The organism is Streptomyces sp. NPDC048196, assembly GCF_040652715.1.
GTDB lineage: Bacteria > Actinomycetota > Actinomycetes > Streptomycetales > Streptomycetaceae > Streptomyces > Streptomyces siderophoricus.
Map to the genome: position 1 here is coordinate 18,691 of NZ_JBEZMM010000042.1, position 18,040 is coordinate 36,730.

Consider the following 18,040-nt stretch of genomic DNA (forward strand, 5'->3'; position numbering starts at 1 on the left):
CACCACCAGGGGCGGACCGCCTTTTCCCGCGTGAGCGGGAAGGCCGGTCCGCCCTTCGCGTGTTACGACAGAGACACCCCTGACGTACGCGCCCCCGCTGCCGTACGCGCCGTGCTGCTCCGCGCAGTTCCGCGGCGCCCCGGCGGCAACCCGTAGTACGCAGTACCAGACCACCCCGCTCATCTGGAGGCACCCCACCATGACCACCTTCGTGGACCGCGTCGAGCTGCACGTCGCCGCGGGTAACGGAGGCCACGGCTGTGCCTCCGTACACCGGGAGAAGTTCAAGCCGCTCGGCGGCCCCGACGGCGGCAACGGCGGCCGCGGCGGCGATGTGGTCCTGGTCGTCGACCAGGACGTCACCACCCTCCTCGACTACCACCACCACCCGCACCGCAAGGCCACCAACGGCCAGCCGGGTGCGGGCGACAACCGCGAGGGCAAGAACGGCAAGGACCTGGTCCTGCCGGTCCCGGACGGCACGGTCGTGCTCGACAAGAACGGTGAGGTGCTCGCCGACCTGGTGGGCCAGGGCACCACCTTCGTCGCCGGCCAGGGCGGCCGCGGCGGCCTCGGCAACGCGGCGCTGGCCTCCGCCCGCCGCAAGGCGCCCGGTTTCGCGCTGCTCGGCGAGCCGGGGGAGGCCCGGGACATCGTCCTGGAGCTCAAGACCGTCGCGGACGTCGCGCTGGTCGGCTACCCGAGCGCGGGCAAGTCGTCGCTGATCTCGGTGCTCTCCGCGGCCCGGCCGAAGATCGCGGACTACCCGTTCACGACGCTGGTGCCCAACCTCGGCGTGGTCACCGCCGGCGCCACGGTCTACACCATCGCGGACGTCCCCGGGCTGATCCCGGGCGCAAGCCAGGGCAAGGGCCTGGGCCTGGAGTTCCTGCGGCACGTCGAGCGCTGCGAGGTGCTGGTGCACGTCCTGGACACCGCGACCCTGGAGTCCGACCGGGACCCGGTCTCCGACCTCGACGTCATCGAGGAGGAGCTGGCCCAGTACGGCGGCCTGGAGAACCGGCCGCGGGTGGTCGTGCTCAACAAGGTCGACATCCCGGACGGCAAGGACCTGGCCGACATGATCCGGCCGGACCTGGAGGAGCGCGGCTACCGCGTCTTCGAGGTCTCCGCCGTCGCCCACCAGGGCCTGAAGGAGCTGTCGTACGCGCTGGCCGACATCGTCGCCAAGGCGCGCGCCGCGAAGCCCGTCCAGGAGGCCACGCGGATCGTCATCCGTCCCAAGGCGGTGGACGACGCGGGCTTCACGGTCACGCAGGAGGGCGAGGGCTTCTTCCGCGTACGGGGCGAGAAGCCCGAGCGCTGGGTGCGGCAGACCGACTTCAACAACGACGAGGCGGTCGGCTATCTGGCGGACCGGCTCAACCGCCTCGGCGTCGAGGACGCGCTCCTCAAGGCGGGCGCCCGTGCCATGGACGGCGTGGCGATCGGCTCCGAGGACAACGCGGTGGTCTTCGACTGGGAGCCGACGGTGACGGCCGGCGCGGAGATGCTGGGCCGGCGCGGCGAGGACCACCGCTTCGAGGCGCCCCGCCCGGCCGCCCAGCGCCGCCGCGACCGCGACGCGGAACGCGACGAGGCCGCCCAGGAGTACGACGGCTTCCGGCCGTTCTAGGGGTTCCCCAAGCGCCGTTCCAGGGGGTTCCCCAAGAGCCTTTCCAGGGGTTCCCGAAGCGGGAAACCCGCGCACATGTACCCGCCCACCCCCCGAAGGGGGGTGGGCGGCGGGGAAAAAACCAAGCGGCAGCCGCCGACCAGGGCAGCCCGCGGCAGCCCCCGACCAGGGCAGCCGCCCGACCAGGGCAGCCCCCCACCAGGGCAGCCCCTCACCACGGCAGCCCCCACCCCCACAAACCCAAAGCGCAGGCCCCGGGAAGATCTCTTCCCGGGGCCTGCGCTGGTGCTCAGGGCCGTCCGCGGAGGCCGCAGACGGCGTTCTGCGGGCTAGACGCCGGCCGTTGCGTCCGAGGTGCCGGTGGCCTCGTGTTCGGCCGTCTCCGGGCCGTCCACGCCCTCCTGCGAGCGCTGGCCTGGGATGCCGGAGAGCCGGTTCTCCATCCGGATGCGGCGCTCGTCGGCCTTGGTGCACAGATCCATCGCCGCCCGGTTGAAGCGGACCGACGACGGCGGGTCGGACGGGCCCAGCAGGTGCTCCTTGAGCTCGGCCCGCGCCGCGACGAGGGTGTCCTTCTCCGGGTCGCGGACCGCGTCGAGCAGACCGGCCACCCCGGCCGCGTCCGGCGTGAGGATCGTCGCGGCCCGGACGGTCGGGAAGTTCGCCCGGAAGTCCTCCTCGGTCATGCCCGACGTGTTGGCGACCGCGTACGGCTTCTCGCTGGTCAGGTAGTCGGAAACCACGCTGGAGACGTCGCTGATCAGTACGTCGGCCTGGTTGAAGCAGCTGAAGATGCCGGGGCGGGCGGTGGTGATGATCTGGTGCTCCCAGTCGGGGAAGGAGTTCCAGTACGCCTCCTCCCAGGCGGTGACCGCGTCCGCGACGGCGGCCGCGCGGCCCTCGTCGGGGGTTCCCTGCAGCCGCATCCGCTCCAGCTCGTCCGCGCTCTTGCGGAACGCGGAGGTGGTCAGGGCGTCCAGCTCCTGGGCGCGGCGGACCAGCTCGGCGGCGGCCTCCGGGCCGGGGCGGGTACCGCTGCGCCGGCCGTTGGCCTCCGCGATCATCGCCTGGATACGGGTGTTGGCGGCGCCCGCCCGCGGGTCGACGGAACCGGTCATCGGGTGCGGCTTGTACAGCAGCCGCACGTTCTCGTCGGCGAGCAGCTCGCGGACGATGTTCTCGCCGGCCAGGATCACCGAGGTGTTGCCCGGGTTGCCGTCCCAGCCCTCCCAGGTCGGGGCGTACAGCACGGTGGTCGGCCGGCCGGCCGGGGCGCTGCCGAGGGGCTGGATCGGGCGGATCGGGGACAGCTGCGGACGGCCGACCTCGACGACGTCCTTGTCCTCCACGCCGATGTCGGCGAGCTGGTAGCGGTCGCGGGCCGCCGGACCCGCCACCCAGACCTCGTCGTACGCCTTGGCGTACGGGTTGCAGGAGGAGAGCTTGTCGCTCTCGCCGTGGTTGATGAACGCGTGCTTGATCGACGGGATCCGCAGGATCTGCGAGGTCTTGCCGGAGTTCGCCGGGTGCAGCAGGACCTTCAGCGTGGAGTGCTCCAGGCGCATCAGGTTGGCGACCTTGGGGATGCAGACGATCGGGATGTCCGTGGCCTCGATCTTCTGCACCATGAAGCGCTCACGGAGCACGATGATCGGGTTGCCGTCCAGGGAGGCGAGCGTGCTGAGCCACATGTTGGCCTGGTAGGCCGAGGAGGCGCCGCCGGAGAAGTACATGCCGACCGTCGGCCGGTACGCGGCCAGCCAGTTGTCCAGCCACTCCAGCGCCTGCTGTTCGGCGACCACACGCTTCTTGGGCAGCAGCCAGGTGCCCAGGTAGAGGGTGCCGCCGGCCGACAGGGCCAGGGAGACGGTCAGTCCGATGCCGCCCCAGTAGGCGTCGGTCGTGATCGCGGTCACCATCATGCCGATCGTGGTCGGCACCGAGAAGCGCAGCAGCCGCCGGCCGGTCTGGCGGGACAGGATCCGCGGCGGCGCGTCGCACAGCCGCAGCTCGCCGGCGTCGATGTTGCGCGTCACGAACGGCAGGCTGCGGGTCCGGCGGACCAGCACCGCGACCGCCTGGCACACGAAGTGGGTGCCGTAGAAGAGGAGCAGCGTGATGGTGAGCGGCGCCTGCTCCTCCAGCGGGTTGATGCCGTCGATGTGCAGCAGGCCGACCAGTATCAGCATGTCGCGCAGCAGCTGGCGCACCGTGACGTCGAACCGGATCCGGCCCAGCACGGCGAGCAGGCCGGGCTGCTTGTGCTGCAGGACCAGGTCGAGACCCAGGTTGACCACGGAGGCGGCGATGAACAGCGGGATGACGGGCAGCAGCGCACCGACGAGCTGGGCGGTGAACGCGAGCATCATCGCGACGAGTGCCGTGAGCTGTACGGCTCGGCGGGGAACGATTCCGGCGGAAGGCACGGGGGAGGGCTCCTGGCAGCAAAGAAGGTCAGGGGGGAGGCCGAAGTGGGGCGGCCGGGTCCCGCGCTGCGACGCCGCCGGAGCGGCGAAACGGGACCGATGGACACCCGACCGTATGACCTTGTTGGCCTTGGTGACAATCTGCTGTGGCTCTCATCACCGCGAAAGCGGACCAATCGAACGCAACCTCTTGGCCGTTCCGCCCGTCTTAAGGAATTCCGGGTGGGTGGCGGTAAATGCAGTACATACGGCCGCGGGAAGAAGCCTTCGGCCGTATACGGCGGGCGGACCGGAGGGCGTTCCTCCGTATTGTTCCAGCCATTTGACGGGGGTTTCACCAGCCGGGTCGTCCCCGCCACTTCCCGGTGGCGTTCGCCACTCCGGCCGGCCGGTCGCCGTCCCACCGGGCGTCCGCCAGGCGATATCGGCACGCGCCGGCGGGCCGCACTGCCGTAGATTGCGCCCGTAGGGACGTGTACGGGACGGTCGGGGGACCACCCGTACGGCGGCCGGGAAACAGGCGAGCAGTACAGGGGTACAGCAGGTGGCAGGCGCAAGGCAGGACGTCGCTCACGCCCGGCGGATCGTGGTGAAGGTGGGCTCGTCCTCACTGACCACGGCCGCCGGCGGACTGGACGCGGACCGGGTCGACGCGCTGGTGGACGTGCTGGCCAAGCACCAGGACAAGGAGATCGTGCTGGTCTCCTCCGGTGCCATCGCGGCCGGTCTGGCCCCCCTCGGCCTGGACCGGCGGCCGCGCGACCTGGCCCGCCAGCAGGCCGCCGCCAGCGTCGGCCAGGGCCTGCTGGTCGCCCGCTACACCGCCTCCTTCGCCCGCTACGGCCGGCGCGTCGGCCAGGTCCTGCTGACCTCCGACGACACCAGCCGCCGGGCCCACTACCGCAACGCCTACCGGACCCTGGACCAGCTGCTGGCCATGGGCGCCGTGCCGATCGTCAACGAGAACGACACGGTCGCCACCGACGAGATCCGCTTCGGCGACAACGACCGGCTGGCCGCGCTGGTCGCCCACCTCGTCCGCGCCGACCTGCTGATTCTGCTGTCCGACGTGGACGGCCTCTACGACGGCGACCCGGCCACCCCGGGGACCTCGCGGATAGCCGAGGTCCGTGGTCCCAAGGACCTCGAAGGCGTCTCCATCGGGAGCGCGGGCAAGGCCGGCGTGGGCACCGGCGGCATGGTCACCAAGGTCGAGGCGGCCCGGATCGCCGCCGCGGCGGGCATCCCGGTCATCCTGACCTCCGCCGTGCACGCCGCGGACGCGCTGGCCGGCGGGCCCACGGGCACGCACTTCCTGCGGACCGGGCGCCGCTCCGCCGACCGGCTGCTGTGGCTTGCGCACGCCTCCACCCCGCGCGGCGCGCTCGTCCTGGACGACGGGGCGGTCCAGGCCGTCGTGGAGCGGCACTCCTCGCTGCTGCCCGCCGGTATCGCGGCGGTGGAGGGCGAGTTCTCGGCCGGCGACCCGGTCGAGCTGCGGGACGGCGGGGGCCGGGCGGTCGCCCGCGGGCTGGTCAATTTCGACGCCCGGGAAATCCCCCGATTGATTGGCCGTTCGACCCGCGATCTCGCCCGTGAGCTGGGCCCCGCCTACGAGCGGGAGGTCGTGCACCGCGACGATCTGGTGCTGCTGCACCACTGACGCCGCCGGACCCCCCCGGGCGCCCGTCACGGCACCGGCACCCCGCCCCGCCCGCGGTGCACCGGCCGGTCTTTTCCCGCGAGAGCTTCGCAAAAACGCCCCCGCGACGGCCCGCGGGCTGGTCAACTTTGTTGCGGGGCGCCACAGGGGAGGGGCGCCCACCGCGCGCAAGCGCACCCGTCGACGTACCACCCAGTCGGCCCCGCAACCGCCCGGGGCCAGCAATTCGCACCACAGGAGGCCGCCGGTGAGACGAGGGCGCCCAGGGGCACCGCCCCGAGGGACGGCGGAGCGCACACTGACCAGCGTCGGACCCGGGCCGGCCGCCGGCCGGCCCGAGGACGAGGACCTGGGGGAGCGCAGCGGGACCACGCGGCCCACCACGGAGAGCGACCGCGGAGAAGCGTCCCGGCTCTGGCACATCACCCTCAGCGTCTCCGGGGCCGAGGCCCCGCTGCGGGAGGTCCGGCGGGCGCTGGAGCAGCTCGCGCACGACCACCCCTTCCTGCTGACCAGCCGCTACGCCAACGACCACGCCGAGATCCGCTACTGGGAGGAGGCCCGCGACCTGCACGACGCCGCGGCGGTCGCCCTGCGGCTCTGGGGCGAGCACCGCTCGACGGCCAAGCTGCCCCCGTGGGAGATCGTCGGCCTGGAGGTCATCGACCGTGAGACGTACCACCAGCGCATCGCCGAGGGTTACGGGCCGCCACCGGCCGCACCCGTAGGCGTGCACCCCTTCTGACTGGCGGCCCGATCCGTTCCGCGCTGTGAGATGCCCCCTGGCCGCGGCCTGCCCGCCCGATAGGCTGCGGCCATGACCAGCAGCGCATCGCAGACCTCGCCCGTCCTCGACACCGCCCGCCGTGCGCGGGAGGCGGCCGCCGTCCTGGCGCCACTGCCGCGGACGGCCCGCGACGCCGCGCTGCTCGCCATCGCCGACGCCCTGGTCGAGCGGACCGAGGAGATCGTCGCCGCCAACGCCCAGGACGTCGCCAAGGCCCGGGAGGCCGGCACCGCCGAGTCGATCGTGGACCGGCTCACCCTCACCCCCGAGCGGATCGCGGCGATCGCCGCGGACGTCCGCCAGGTCGTGGCGCTGCCCGACCCGGTCGGCGAGGTGGTCCGCGGCTCGACCCTGCCCAACGGCCTCGACCTGCGCCAGGTCCGGGTCCCGCTCGGCGTGATCGGCATCATCTACGAAGCCCGGCCCAATGTGACGGTGGACGCCGCCGCCCTCTGCCTGAAGTCCGGCAACGCCGTGCTGCTGCGCGGCTCGTCCTCCGCCTACGCCTCCAACAGCGCCCTGGTGGACGTGCTGCGCGACGCCGTCCGGAGCGCCGGGCTGCCCGCCGACGCCGTCCAGCTGGTGCCCGGCGAGAGCCGCGACTCGGTGCGCGAGCTGATGCGCGCCCGCGGCCTGGTCGACGTGCTGATCCCGCGCGGCGGCGCCTCGCTGATCCGTACGGTCGTCGAGGAGTCCACCGTCCCGGTGATCGAGACCGGCACCGGCAACTGCCACGTCTACGTCGACGAGGCCGCCGACCTCGACATGGCGATCGACATCCTGATCAACTCCAAGGCCCAGCGGCCCAGCGTCTGCAACGCCGCCGAGACCGTGCTGGTGCACGCCGGGATCGCCGAGAAGTTCCTGCCGCGCGCCCTGGAGGCGCTCACCCAGGCCGGGGTGGTCGTGCACGGCGACGCCGCCTGGCAGCAGGCCGGACCCGGGCTGGTCGCCCCCGCCACCGACGAGGACTGGGCCACGGAGTACCTCTCGTACGACATCGCGGCCGCCGTGGTGCCCGACCTGGAGGCGGCGGTCGCGCACATCCGGCGCTGGACCTCCGGGCACACCGAGGCGATCGTCACCACCTCGCAGGCCGCGGCCCGCCGGTTCACCCAGTTGGTGGATTCCACCACCGTCGCGGTCAACGCCTCGACCCGCTTCACGGACGGCGGCCAGTTCGGTTTCGGCGCCGAGATCGGCATCTCCACCCAGAAGCTGCACGCCCGCGGCCCCATGGGCCTGCCGGAACTGACCTCCACCAAATACATCGTCACCGGCGACGGCCACACCCGCTGACGCCGACCCCGGATTTCCCGTCCCCGCCGCCCCGTTCCCTGTGCTTTCTCCCTGCCCAAAATGGCCCCCCGGGGCTAACCTGGACGGGTGCCGGACGACGTGGGGGGCACGCCGTTCCCGGACGGCGAAGAGCCCGACGAGCACCACCACGGGAGCCACGGAAAAGCGGATGAGGAATTCGCTTCCGTGGTCTTCGACGAGGAATTCGTCCGGTCCGCGCGGATCCACGAGCCCTCGGCGGTCGAGCGGATGCTGGCCGCCGCCGAGGCGCGCGCCGAGGCCGAAGCGGCCCGCTCGACCGCCGGTTTCGGTCCCGACGGCGACGGCCCGGACGACCCCGACGCGTACGGCGACCCGCGGCACCACGGTGCGTACGGCGGGTACGCGGACGACGAGTACGACGACCGGCCGCACGGCCCGTACGGCCCCTACGGCGGCTCGCTGCGGCCCTACCGCGGCAGCATCCGCTGGCACCGGCCGGTGGCCTGGGTGCTGGCCGTGGTCATGGGTATCGGGCTGGTCGCGCTGGCCTTCAGCGCCGTCTTCCGCGGTGCGTCCGGGCGCAACCAGAGCCCGGCGCCGGCCCCGACGTCCAGCGGTGTCGACGCCCCGGCCACCGGCGGCGCGGACAGCGTCCGTACGGCCCGCCCCGGCCTGCCGTCGCTGCCGTCCGCCGAGACCGCGCGCCCGTCGTTTTCCGCCGGCACCCGGGCACAATGACGCCGTCGCGCGCTGCCCGCATCCGGGGCGCCCGAAACGGAACGGTGCGCTGAAGTTGCCCGCCGCCCCGGCGTTTACGTTCGCCCCGGCCGACCTACTCTTGTTGTATGACCGGGCCTGGTGACCCTCCCGAAGGGACGCCCAACGGCGCCCCGGGAGGCGGTGAGGACGAGTACCGATCCGTCGTCTTCGACGAATCGTTCGTGCGCGCTGCGCGGCTGCAGGAATTCTCCGCCGACGAACGGCTCGGCGAGCACCATGCACCCGCGGTGAAGACCCGCCGCGCCTGGATGCGGCTGGGGGGCTCCCGGCAGGCGATCCTCCTGGTGCTGCTGATCGTGCTGGCCTTCGGCACCGCCGTCTACATGGGCATCCGGCACCCCTACAAGACCCCGGAACCGCCCCGGGTGCAGCCGTTGCGGTCGGCCGTCGTGCCGCTCGCGCCGAGCGGGGAGGTGCCCGGGGGGACGCCCGAGGACCTCTTCGCGCACAGCCCCGCGGCGGATTACCGGATCGGCGCCGCGGGCGTGAACCTGCCCACGGTCTCCCGCACCGACCACTTCTCCGACGGCCAGATCGTCTCCGCGCTGACCATCGCCAAGGACTACCTCGTCCGCTCCTCGCTGGACCCGAACGCCCTCACCGGCGGTTCCGTACGGCCGCTGCGGCTGCTGCTCGACACCGGCCAACTCGACCAGTTCGACCGCAGCTTGGCGCACCCGGACGACAACGGCCGGAACGCCGCCACCGGCTGGCTGGTCCGCTTCGACCCGAAGCAGACCCGGCTCGCCGACCGGAACGTACGGGTCAACGGCACGCTGTCCGCCGCGGAGTTGAGCCCGGACGCGCTGGAGGTCACCGCGGACTACACCTTCGTCTACGCCGTCCGGCCCGCCCCCGGCGCGCAGCGGGCCGCGGCCGGCCAGGACGTCGGCAAGGCCACCCCGGGCGCCGCCTCGCTGGTCACCGTGCGGCGCGAGATGCACTTCCGGCTGGGCCGCGACGACCTGACCGACCACCGCCTGGAGGTGCTGCAGAGCAGCCTGCAGGCCGGGCCGCTGGCCTGCTCCTCGCAGTCGGCCGACGCGCTGCACCCGCTCTTCGCGGGACAGCACGCCGGCAGCGACCGCCCGGCCGGCACCGACCCGTACGCCAGGGACCGGGCCAACCCCTCGCTGTGCGGTCAGCTGGCGCCGTCCGCCGAGCCGAAGCCGGTCCACCCGATCCGCTAGGCGTCGAAGGGCCCGCCGGGCGTGCGAGCCGCTCCGCCGGGCGTCGTGCGCGTCGTTCCGTCAGGCTTCCGAGCCGTTGGTCCGGTCCGTGCCGTTGGCGCCGCCCTGGCCGCCGCGCGAGCCGCCGCCGAAGACCGTGTCCCGCAGCTTGCCGCCCAAGTCGCCCGCACCGCCCGCGATATCGCGGACCAGGCCCATCAGCGGGTCCTTGCTGTTGCGGACCGACTCGGCGTAATGCGCCGCCGAGTCCCGGAACGAGTCGGACACCGAGGCGTCCTTGTCCTCGTCGCGGCGGGGGTAGTGGCCGTCCATGATCCGCTGGTAGTCGCGGCTGGCCGCCCACTTCTTCAGCTCGGCCGCCCGGACGGTGGTGAACGGGTGGCTGCGCGGCAGGAGGTTGAGGATCTTCAGCACGGAGTCGCGCAGATCGCCGCCCGACTCGTACTCGTCGGCCTGCTTGAGGAAGGCGTCGACGTTCATCTCGTGCAGATGATTGCCGCCGGCCAGCTTCATCAGGCCGCGCATCGAGGCCTTGAGGTCCTGGCCGACCAGCAGCCCGGCGCGGTCCGCCGACAGCTCGGACTTGCGGAACCACTCGCGCAGCGCCGTCACGATCGCCATGATCGCGACGTTCCCCAGCGGGATCCAGGCGACCTTCATGGCGAGGTTCGTCAGGAACAGCAGGATCGTGCGGTAGACAGCGTGCCCGGAGAGGGCGTGGCCGACCTCGTGGCCGACGACCGCCCGCATCTCCTCCTCGTCGAGCAGCTCGACGAGACCGGTCGTCACCACGATGATCGGCTCGTCCAGGCCGATGCACATGGCGTTGGGCTGCGGGTCCTGATTGACGTACATCGGCGGGACCTTCTCCAGGTCCAGGATGTAGCAGGCGTCGCGCAGCATGTCGTTCAGGTGCGAGAACTGCTGGTCGCTGACGCGCACCGAGTCCGACAGGAACAGCAGCCGGAGGCTGCGCTCCGGCAACAGGCCGCTGAGCGTTTTGAAGACGGTGTCGAACCCGCTGAGCTTGCGCAGGGCGACCAGCGCCGAGCGGTCCGCGGGGTGTTCGTACGACCGCGAGGAGATTCCGGGGAATCGCCGCCGGTCCCGGCTCGGTACACGCGCGCTGCCGTCTGGGCTCTCCGTCATTGGGGCCTCCCCCTCTTCGACTGCGTGAGTTTCAGACTAGAGGACGCCACTGACAGGCGAATGGATGCTCGGGCGTACGCTGGCGATCGCACCAATGACCGCACAGGCCCGTACAAAAGACCCGCCGGGCCGGTACCCGAGGAGCGCCGCCATGCCGCATCCGAGCCTGCTGCTCGCCGCAGCCGAGGAGACCGCCAGGGACGGCGGCCCCGGATGGATCCTGCGCACCGTGATCATCGTGGGCGTGCTCGGCGCCGCCCTTCTGGCGTGGTTCCTGCTGCGCGGCTACGGCCAGGACTGACCGGCCGGGAGCGCGCCCCGTCAGGCGTGCGGACGCCGCCGGGCGCATCCGGGTGGAGTCGCCGTGAGCCCGTAGTGGGCCGACGCATACGATGTGGTGGAAGTCTCTGCCCGCACCGAGCCCGGATTGGTCCTGCTGACGATGAGCCTGCACACCACCGCACAGTCCCTGGTTTCCCTCGCCGCCGAACCCGGCCACGAGGGCGGTCACGCCAGCCTCAGCCCCTTCCTGACCGGCGGCGGTGCCCTGTTTGTCCTGCTCCTCCTGCTGTGGGTCACGACCCGCTTCAACCGGGACCGCTGAGCCCCGGCACCCGGCCCCCGGCATCGCGCGTCGCCCAGTAGGGTCTGCACGCATGGGAGAGCACACAGGGCCCGTGAAGCGGCGACTCGGAGTGATGGGCGGGACGTTCGACCCGATCCACCACGGACACCTGGTCGCCGCCAGCGAGGTGGCCAGCCAGTTCCACCTCGACGAGGTCATTTTCGTGCCGACCGGACAGCCGTGGCAGAAGAGCCACAAGAAGGTGTCCCCGGCCGAGGACCGGTATCTGATGACGGTCATCGCGACCGCGTCGAACCCGCAGTTCTCCGTCAGCCGCATCGACATCGACCGCGGCGGCAAGACGTACACGATAGACACGCTGCGTGATCTGCGCGCGGAGCACCGTGACGCGGATCTGTTCTTCATCACCGGCGCCGACGCGCTCAGTCAGATCCTGACCTGGCACGATGCCGCGGAGCTGGTGTCGCTCGCCCACTTCATCGGGGTGACCAGGCCCGGCCACGTCCTCGCGGACCCCGGGCTGCCCGAGGGGGCGGTGTCCCTGGTCGAGGTGCCCGCGCTGGCCATCTCCTCGACCGACTGCCGGGCGCGCGTCGCCCAGGGGGATCCGGTCTGGTACCTGGTGCCGGACGGTGTGGTGCGCTACATCGACAAAAAGCAGCTGTACCGCAACGACCGCTGACGGGGCTGACGGAAAGGGGCACCGGTGAGCGACCGACACGATCCGTACGGGCCGCAGGACCCGTATGCCCGCGACCCTTACGCCCAGGAGCAACAAGGGCAGCAGGGACAGCCGGGCTACACCTACGACGCCTACGGGCAGCCGGTCTACCACGACGCCGCCCGGCCGCCGTACGAACAGCAACACGACCCGTACGGCGGCCACTCCGCCCCGCCCGCCTACGAGGGCTACGACCCGTACGGCACGGCGCAGGGCCACCAGGCGCAGCAGGCCTACCAAGGTCACCAGGGGCACCAGACCGGCGGCGACTACGGCTACGACCCGTACGGCCGCGGCCAGGTCCAGGCCGAACCCGGCCACCCGCAGCAGTACGACCCGTACGGCCGGCCGCAGCAGGCAGCCCCCCAGCAGGCACCCCCGCAGCAGGTCCCCCCGCAGGAGTGGATCCCTCAGCAGTCCCAGCAGTCGCCGTACGAGCAGCTCTCCTACGAGGAGCAGCGCCACGGCGGACCGGCACCCGGTGGCCGCGACGACACCCGGCAGCCGGGCGGCGGCGGGCGCCGCGCCCCCTCGGACGGTCCGGCGGCGGAGACGGCGAACGGCCCGGCCGACCGGGCCGGCGGTGCCCCTTCCGGCGACCCGGAGTACCGCACCGAACAGTTCTCCTTCATCGAGGAGCCCGACGAGGACTCCGAAGACGTCATCGACTGGCTGAAGTTCACCGAGAGCCGCACCGAGCGGCGCGAGGAGGCCAAGCGGCGCGGCCGCAGCCGGATGATCGCGCTGTCGGTCGTCCTGGTCCTCCTGGTGGCCGGTGGTGCCGGCTACCTGTGGTGGGCGGGCAAGCTGCCCGGACTGGCCGGGCCGGGCAGCGGCCAGGCCGCCGCGGCCGGCGGCCAGAAGCGCGACGTCCTCGTCGTGCACCTGCGGGACACCAAGACGGGCAACAGCTCGACCGCGCTCCTGGTGGACAACGAGACCACCCACAAGGGCACCACCGTCCTGCTGCCCAACAGCCTCGTGGTCCCCAAGGACGACGGCAGCGCCACCACGCTCGGCAGGTCCGTGAAGGCCGACGGCGCCGAGCCCACCCGGGACGCCCTCAACAGCCTCCTGGGTGCCGACCTGAAGGCCACCTGGCGGCTGGACACCCCCTACCTGGAGAACCTCGTCGAGACGGTCGGCGGGATCACCCTCGACACCGACGCCACCGTGCCCGGCGCCAAGAAGGGCGCCTCCCCGGTGGTCAAGCAGGGCCGCGCCCAGGACCTGGGCGGCCAGGCGGCCGTCGCCTACGCCACCTACCAGGCGCCCGGCGAGCCGCAGACCCGGCAGCTCCAACGCTTCGGCCAGGTCATGCAGGCGACGCTGAAGAAGGTCTCCAGCGATTCGGACGGCGCCACCGCCACCGTCAAGGCCCTCCTCCAGGTCCTCGACCCGCCGCTCACCGAGGCCCAGCTGGGCAGCTCGCTGGCGCAGCGCGCAGAACTGGCGAAGACCGGGGCCTACCGCACGACCCTGCTGCCCGTACAGGCCGACGGCACGCTCAGCCAGACCACCGCGGCCGGCGTCGTCAAGGACGTGCTCGGCGGCACGGTCAAGAAGACCGCCCCGGACAGCACCGCCCGGGTGGCCGTCCGCAACGCCACCGGCAACAAGGCGGCGACCGGAAAGGCGCAGGTCACCCTGCTCAACGGCGGCTACACCTTCGTCGACGACGGCACGGCGGGCGCGGCCCGGGCCGCCTCCCAGGTCACGTACGCGGATGCCGCCGACAAGGCGAAGGCGGCCGAGGTCGCCAAGACGCTGGGCCTGCCGGCGGGCGCGGTCCGGCAGGGCAAGGGCGCCGGGAACGCCGACATCACGGTGGTCCTCGGCCAGGACTACAAGGGCTGACGGGAGGGGCGGGCGGTCCGCCGCAGGACCGGCCCGCCCCGACCCGTCACCGGTGGGCCGGAGCCGCCGCCACCGCTCTGACCAGCCCGGATGCGTGATCTGACCCGCTGGTTCGAAAACCCTGCCGGGAGTGTCGGTGGTCCGTGAGACCCTTGAGGGGTACCTGACCGCCGATCCGGTTGCCCACGGGGACCGCGGCGCGCGCCGCGGCGGGGCCGAGCCCCCCGCCCCGTGACCGGCCGGAGAAGCAGCCCTCGACCCGGAAAGCCGCTTGTGACCGCCACGGACCGCTCCATCGAGCTCATCAACGCCGCAGCCCAGGCCGCGGCCGACAAGCTCGCGCACGACATCATCGCGTACGACGTCAGTGACGTCCTCTCGATCACCGATGCCTTCCTGCTGGCCTCGGCCCCCAGCGACCGCCAGGTGAAGGCGATCGTCGACGAGATCGAGGAACGCCTCTCCAAGGACCTCGGCGCCAAGCCGGTCCGCCGCGAGGGCGACCGCGAGGCCCGCTGGGTGCTGCTCGACTACGTCGACATCGTCGTGCACATCCAGCACAGCGAGGAGCGCGTGTTCTACGCGCTCGAGCGGCTGTGGAAGGACTGCCCGGAGATCGGTCTCCCCGAGGACGCCAAGGCCACCCGTGGCAAGGCCGCCGCGCACGCCGAGGCCGCCGCGGGCCGGCAGGACGGAGAGCTGCTCTGAACGGCACGAAGCGGGTGCCGGGCCGCCGCATCGTCCTGTGGCGGCACGGCCAGACGGCCTGGAATCTGGAGCGCCGCTTCCAGGGCTCCACGGACATCGAGCTGACGGACGCGGGGCTGGCCCAGGCCCGGCGCTCGGCCCGGCTGCTCGCCGCCCTGCGGCCGGACGCGATCATCGCATCCGACCTCAGCCGCGCGGCCGCCACGGCGAACGAGCTCGCCGCGCTCACCCGCCTCGACGTGACCCAGGACGCGGCCCTGCGCGAGACGTACGCGGGTTCCTGGCAGGGGCTCACCCACGAGGAGATCCTCGCGCGCTACGGCGAGGAGTACACCGCCTGGAAGCGCGGTGAGCCGGTGCGGCGCGGCGGCGGCGAGCTGGAGACCGAGGTGGCCGACCGGGCCGCCCCCGTGGTGCTCAACCACGCCGACAAGCTGCCCGAGAACGGCACCCTGGTCGTCGTCAGCCACGGCGGCACGATCCGCACCACCATCGGGCGGCTGCTCGGCCTGGAGGCCCACCACTGGGAGGGCCTGGGCGGTCTGTCGAACTGCTGCTGGTCCGTGCTCGGCGAGGGCGCGCGCGGCTGGCGCCTGTTGGAGCACAACGCCGGCACCCTGCCGGAGCCGGTGCTCGGCGACGACGTCTGACCCCCGCCGGTGGCCCCGGCGGACCCGGATTTCACATCTGGGCAGGTCGCAGGCTAAAGTTCATCTTGTTCGCGGCGCCGCCGGGGAAAACCCGGAGGAGCGGAACAAGACCCGGGGCTATAGCTCAGTTGGTAGAGCGCCTGCATGGCATGCAGGAGGTCAGGAGTTCAATTCTCCTTAGCTCCACAACCCGGATGATCCCGCCTCCAGATGGAGGCGGGATCATTGCGTATGTGCGGACCCGCGCAGGGCCCGGCCCGCTGTGAAGACGGACCTGACCTGGTGGGCCGTCCGTGGCAGAATCGGACGGCGCCGCCAGGGGAGGAGAAACAGCGATGCCCACGAGCATCCTCGGGGAGGTCGACGGCCTGCCCGGCGTCGCTGCGGCGGGCGCCTGCCACGGCTCTGCCCTGCAGTGCCCCTCGTGCGGGTCGTCGCACGTCGCACAGGTGCTGGGTGACAACGGCGGCATCTCCTTCGTTTGTACGGCCTGCGGCCACAGTTGGAGCTGATGGATGGGCGCCCACAGCAGGAAATGTGACTGGTGCGGCAGCGGAACGCCGATCGTGCGCGACATGGAACCGGTCAACACCGACTACCAGTACTGGTGCGAGGAATGCGCCCGCGCCCTGGTCATAAAGGGCGACCCGATCGAGACCTACCGGGAGCTCGACGGGGAGCCGATCTACGGGCGGCTGCTCGACGAGCACTGCACGCTCAAGCGCTTCTACTCGTTCGCCACGGCCTGACCGGCGTCGGCCGCCAACTGGCGCGCGTTCCGAACACCTTGGGACGGATCAGCGCGCCGTTCCGACCCCCTCCCGGGCATCTCCGGAGCCTTCCGGGCACTTCCGTACGGTTCCGGTCGGTTCCGGTCGGGCGGAACTGCCGTGGGTCCGCCCGCCGTTGGACCGGTCGACGGCGTACCGACCGGCGCCCCGGCAGCTCCCCGACGGGCCGCCCGCCACGTCAATCGCGGGTGGCGGGGGAGTGGTTGGCCCGCCACAGCCGGGACCCGGCCAGCGCCAGCACGGCCAGTCCGGCGAGCGGATAGACGTCGGAGAGCAGCATCTGGAGGCCGTTCTGGTGCAGTTCCTGGTGCTGGTGCCAGCGGTGCGGCACCCACCACAGCGCGAAGGAGCAGAAGAGGAGGCCGAGCGTGACGGTGGTCACCCGCCAGCGGCGTGCGCCGGTGCCGGTCCGGTCGAGCGCCTCGGATCCGAGCAGGACCAGCATCGGCACGCACCACACCCAGTGGTGGGACCAGGAGACCGGGCTGATGAGGAGGGCGGTCGCGGCGCAGGCGACGGCCGCCCAGGCGCGCCCGCCGTCGGCCGGGGAGGCCGGTGACCCGCGCAGCAGTGCCCCGGCGGCCAGGGCCAGGCCCGCGAGCGCGGTCAGCCCGGCCAGTACGGCCCAGGAGGCGCCGGGGTCATGGGTGTGCAGCAGCCGGGCGAGTGCGCCGCGCAGCGACTGGTTCGCGGTGATCTCCACCTCACCGACCCGGTCGGCGGCGAACACGATCCGGGTCCAGAAGCGGTGCGAGTCGCGGGGCAGCGCGAGGGCGGAGAGGAGGGCGGTGGCGAGGAAGGTCACGACCGCGACGGCGGCCTGCCGCAGCCAGGGGTTCCAGGCGGCGCGCGGACCGGCGCCGGAGCGCAGGCGCTGCCCGGCCCGTACGGCGCCGGCCACGGCCAGGAAGACGGCGAACAGTGCCGGTGTGAGCTTGATGCCGGCCGCGATACCGATGCCGATACCCGCGAACCGGTGGGTGTCCTTGCGGGTCAGGTCCCACAGCACGAGCGCGGCGAGCAGCAGGTTGATCTGGCCGTAGCGCAGCGTCGTCCACACCGGCTCGCACCACACGAGCAGCGCCGAGACCGCCAGGGTGGCGGCCGGCCGGGGCAGCCGGCGGGGCCGGTCCGCCAGGCGCAGCGAGAGGCCGACGACCGCGACGAGCAGCAGCAGGTTCCCGGCGGTGGCCAGGGTGCGCATCGCCGGGACGCCGAGCAGGGTGAGCGGGGTGAAGAGCAGTGCCGCGAAGGGCGGGTAGGTGTTGGGCAGGTGGGCCGAGGTGGCCACCATGTCGTACAGGGACTCGCCGTTGCGGACGGTCAGCCCTTCGGCCCGGTAGACCATGAGGTCGATCATCGTGACGTGCGCGAGCCGCTGGGCGATCCAGAAGGCGGTGAAGGAGACCAGGCAGGCCAGCGCCGCCGCGGCCGTCGGGTGGCGGCGCAGGACGCCCGTGCCGGGGCGCGGGCCGCCGGGGTCGGTGGACTGTTCCAGCTCCAGCGCGGTCACGGCGTACGGCTCCCCCAGGACGAATCGGGCACGGCCTGCCGACAGTACCGCGCGCCCCGTCCGCGGGCCCCCGGGAGAACGATTTGGCAGAAGGCGGGGAGGTCCGTGTAATGTAGGCGATGCCGCAGCGGGGAACCGGGCGGAAAACAAAATCTGGGGCTATAGCTCAGTTGGTAGAGCGCCTGCATGGCATGCAGGAGGTCAGGAGTTCAATTCTCCTTAGCTCCACAAGAACAAAGCAGGCCGTCCATTGCGGACGGCCTGCTTTGCTGTGTGCGCCCGGCTCCCGGGTGGGGCGAGTG

17 protein-coding genes and 2 tRNA genes are annotated in these 18,040 nt (G+C 72.3%); 16 read left to right on the plus strand and 3 right to left on the minus strand.

All coding sequences use genetic code 11. The features are described from left to right. The first annotated feature begins 199 nt into the window (after positions 1-199). Positions 200-1,636: a GTPase ObgE gene (gene obgE / locus AB0E02_RS30055; protein ID WP_362144875.1), complete on the plus strand. Its 1,437-nt coding sequence runs from the start codon at positions 200-202 to the stop codon at positions 1,634-1,636. Positions 1,637-1,965: 329 nt separating this feature from the next. Here obgE and AB0E02_RS30060 read toward each other — a convergent pair whose 3' ends face one another. Continuing rightward, positions 1,966-4,062, minus strand: coding sequence for a hypothetical protein (locus AB0E02_RS30060; protein WP_362144878.1), 2,097 nt, complete (start codon positions 4,060-4,062; stop codon positions 1,966-1,968). A gap of 544 nt (positions 4,063-4,606) precedes the next feature. Between AB0E02_RS30060 and proB the strand changes: the two genes are divergently transcribed. From proB to AB0E02_RS30085, 5 genes are all read left to right on the plus strand, one after another. After that, the gene (proB, locus tag AB0E02_RS30065) at positions 4,607-5,725 is read left to right on the plus strand and encodes a glutamate 5-kinase (RefSeq protein WP_362144880.1); all 1,119 of its coding nucleotides are present in this window, start codon (positions 4,607-4,609) and stop codon (positions 5,723-5,725) included. Positions 5,726-5,972: 247 nt separating this feature from the next. After that, positions 5,973-6,470: a hypothetical protein gene (locus AB0E02_RS30070; RefSeq protein ID WP_362144883.1), complete on the plus strand. Its 498-nt coding sequence runs from the start codon at positions 5,973-5,975 to the stop codon at positions 6,468-6,470. 72 nt (positions 6,471-6,542) lie between these two features. Continuing rightward, entirely contained in the window at positions 6,543-7,811 is a 1,269-nt protein-coding gene (locus AB0E02_RS30075; protein WP_362144886.1) for a glutamate-5-semialdehyde dehydrogenase, read from the plus strand. Between the two features lie 87 nt (positions 7,812-7,898). Continuing rightward, positions 7,899-8,531 carry a hypothetical protein gene (locus tag AB0E02_RS30080; RefSeq protein ID WP_362144889.1) on the plus strand — a complete coding sequence of 211 codons (633 nt, stop codon included), beginning with the start codon at positions 7,899-7,901 and terminating at the stop codon, positions 8,529-8,531. 107 nt (positions 8,532-8,638) lie between these two features. Beyond that, on the plus strand, positions 8,639-9,763 hold the full coding sequence (locus tag AB0E02_RS30085; RefSeq protein ID WP_362144891.1) for a hypothetical protein: 1,125 nt from the start codon (positions 8,639-8,641) through the stop codon (positions 9,761-9,763). A gap of 60 nt (positions 9,764-9,823) precedes the next feature. On the opposite strand, the gene AB0E02_RS30090 is transcribed toward AB0E02_RS30085, so the two are convergent. Further along, positions 9,824-10,912, minus strand: a complete 1,089-nt coding sequence (locus tag AB0E02_RS30090) for a M48 family metallopeptidase (RefSeq protein WP_362144894.1) — start codon at positions 10,910-10,912, stop codon at positions 9,824-9,826. A gap of 151 nt (positions 10,913-11,063) precedes the next feature. Between AB0E02_RS30090 and AB0E02_RS30095 the strand changes: the two genes are divergently transcribed. The 9 genes from AB0E02_RS30095 to AB0E02_RS30135 all read left to right on the plus strand — a co-directional run bounded on the left by AB0E02_RS30095 (position 11,064) and on the right by AB0E02_RS30135 (position 16,183). Further along, complete coding sequence (locus tag AB0E02_RS30095) at positions 11,064-11,213, plus strand: hypothetical protein (protein ID WP_199812542.1); 150 nt, start codon at positions 11,064-11,066, stop codon at positions 11,211-11,213. Positions 11,214-11,309: 96 nt separating this feature from the next. Then, positions 11,310-11,516: a hypothetical protein gene (locus AB0E02_RS30100; protein WP_158745061.1), complete on the plus strand. Its 207-nt coding sequence runs from the start codon at positions 11,310-11,312 to the stop codon at positions 11,514-11,516. Positions 11,517-11,568: 52 nt separating this feature from the next. After that, positions 11,569-12,180 carry a nicotinate-nucleotide adenylyltransferase gene (nadD, locus tag AB0E02_RS30105; RefSeq protein WP_051798734.1) on the plus strand — a complete coding sequence of 204 codons (612 nt, stop codon included), beginning with the start codon at positions 11,569-11,571 and terminating at the stop codon, positions 12,178-12,180. A 24-nt stretch (positions 12,181-12,204) separates the two neighbouring features. After that, positions 12,205-14,076, plus strand: coding sequence for a LytR C-terminal domain-containing protein (locus AB0E02_RS30110; RefSeq protein WP_362144898.1), 1,872 nt, complete (start codon positions 12,205-12,207; stop codon positions 14,074-14,076). Positions 14,077-14,349: 273 nt separating this feature from the next. Further along, positions 14,350-14,784, plus strand: coding sequence for a ribosome silencing factor (rsfS, locus tag AB0E02_RS30115; RefSeq protein WP_362144901.1), 435 nt, complete (start codon positions 14,350-14,352; stop codon positions 14,782-14,784). Positions 14,785-14,798: 14 nt separating this feature from the next. Next, complete coding sequence (locus tag AB0E02_RS30120; RefSeq protein ID WP_362144904.1) at positions 14,799-15,434, plus strand: histidine phosphatase family protein; 636 nt, start codon at positions 14,799-14,801, stop codon at positions 15,432-15,434. 113 nt (positions 15,435-15,547) lie between these two features. Continuing rightward, positions 15,548-15,620, plus strand: a tRNA-Ala gene (locus tag AB0E02_RS30125). Positions 15,621-15,769: 149 nt separating this feature from the next. Beyond that, positions 15,770-15,946, plus strand: coding sequence for a hypothetical protein (locus AB0E02_RS30130; protein WP_362144907.1), 177 nt, complete (start codon positions 15,770-15,772; stop codon positions 15,944-15,946). A gap of 3 nt (positions 15,947-15,949) precedes the next feature. Further along, positions 15,950-16,183, plus strand: a complete 234-nt coding sequence (locus AB0E02_RS30135) for a hypothetical protein (protein WP_030413843.1) — start codon at positions 15,950-15,952, stop codon at positions 16,181-16,183. 220 nt (positions 16,184-16,403) lie between these two features. Here the strand turns inward: AB0E02_RS30135 and AB0E02_RS30140 are convergent, their stop codons facing one another. Continuing rightward, on the minus strand, positions 16,404-17,738 hold the full coding sequence (locus AB0E02_RS30140; protein WP_362144911.1) for a glycosyltransferase 87 family protein: 1,335 nt from the start codon (positions 17,736-17,738) through the stop codon (positions 16,404-16,406). A gap of 155 nt (positions 17,739-17,893) precedes the next feature. Here AB0E02_RS30140 and AB0E02_RS30145 point away from each other — a divergent pair. Continuing rightward, a tRNA-Ala gene (locus AB0E02_RS30145) sits at positions 17,894-17,966 on the plus strand. Positions 17,967-18,040: the final 74 nt, after the last annotated feature.

Excerpts from the sequence above, each read along its gene's own strand:
- AB0E02_RS30085 (WP_362144891.1), top strand. The coding sequence starts at position 8,639 with ATGACCGGGCCTGGTGACCCTCCCGAAGGGACGCCCAACGGCGCCCCG.
- AB0E02_RS30095 (WP_199812542.1), top strand. The coding sequence starts at position 11,064 with ATGCCGCATCCGAGCCTGCTGCTCGCCGCAGCCGAGGAGACCGCCAGG.
- AB0E02_RS30090 (WP_362144894.1), bottom strand. The coding sequence starts at position 10,912 with ATGACGGAGAGCCCAGACGGCAGCGCGCGTGTACCGAGCCGGGACCGG.
- nadD (WP_051798734.1), top strand. The coding sequence starts at position 11,569 with ATGGGAGAGCACACAGGGCCCGTGAAGCGGCGACTCGGAGTGATGGGC.
- AB0E02_RS30130 (WP_362144907.1), top strand. The coding sequence starts at position 15,770 with ATGCCCACGAGCATCCTCGGGGAGGTCGACGGCCTGCCCGGCGTCGCT.
- obgE (WP_362144875.1), top strand. The coding sequence starts at position 200 with ATGACCACCTTCGTGGACCGCGTCGAGCTGCACGTCGCCGCGGGTAAC.
- AB0E02_RS30075 (WP_362144886.1), top strand. The coding sequence starts at position 6,543 with ATGACCAGCAGCGCATCGCAGACCTCGCCCGTCCTCGACACCGCCCGC.
- AB0E02_RS30135 (WP_030413843.1), top strand. The coding sequence starts at position 15,950 with ATGGGCGCCCACAGCAGGAAATGTGACTGGTGCGGCAGCGGAACGCCG.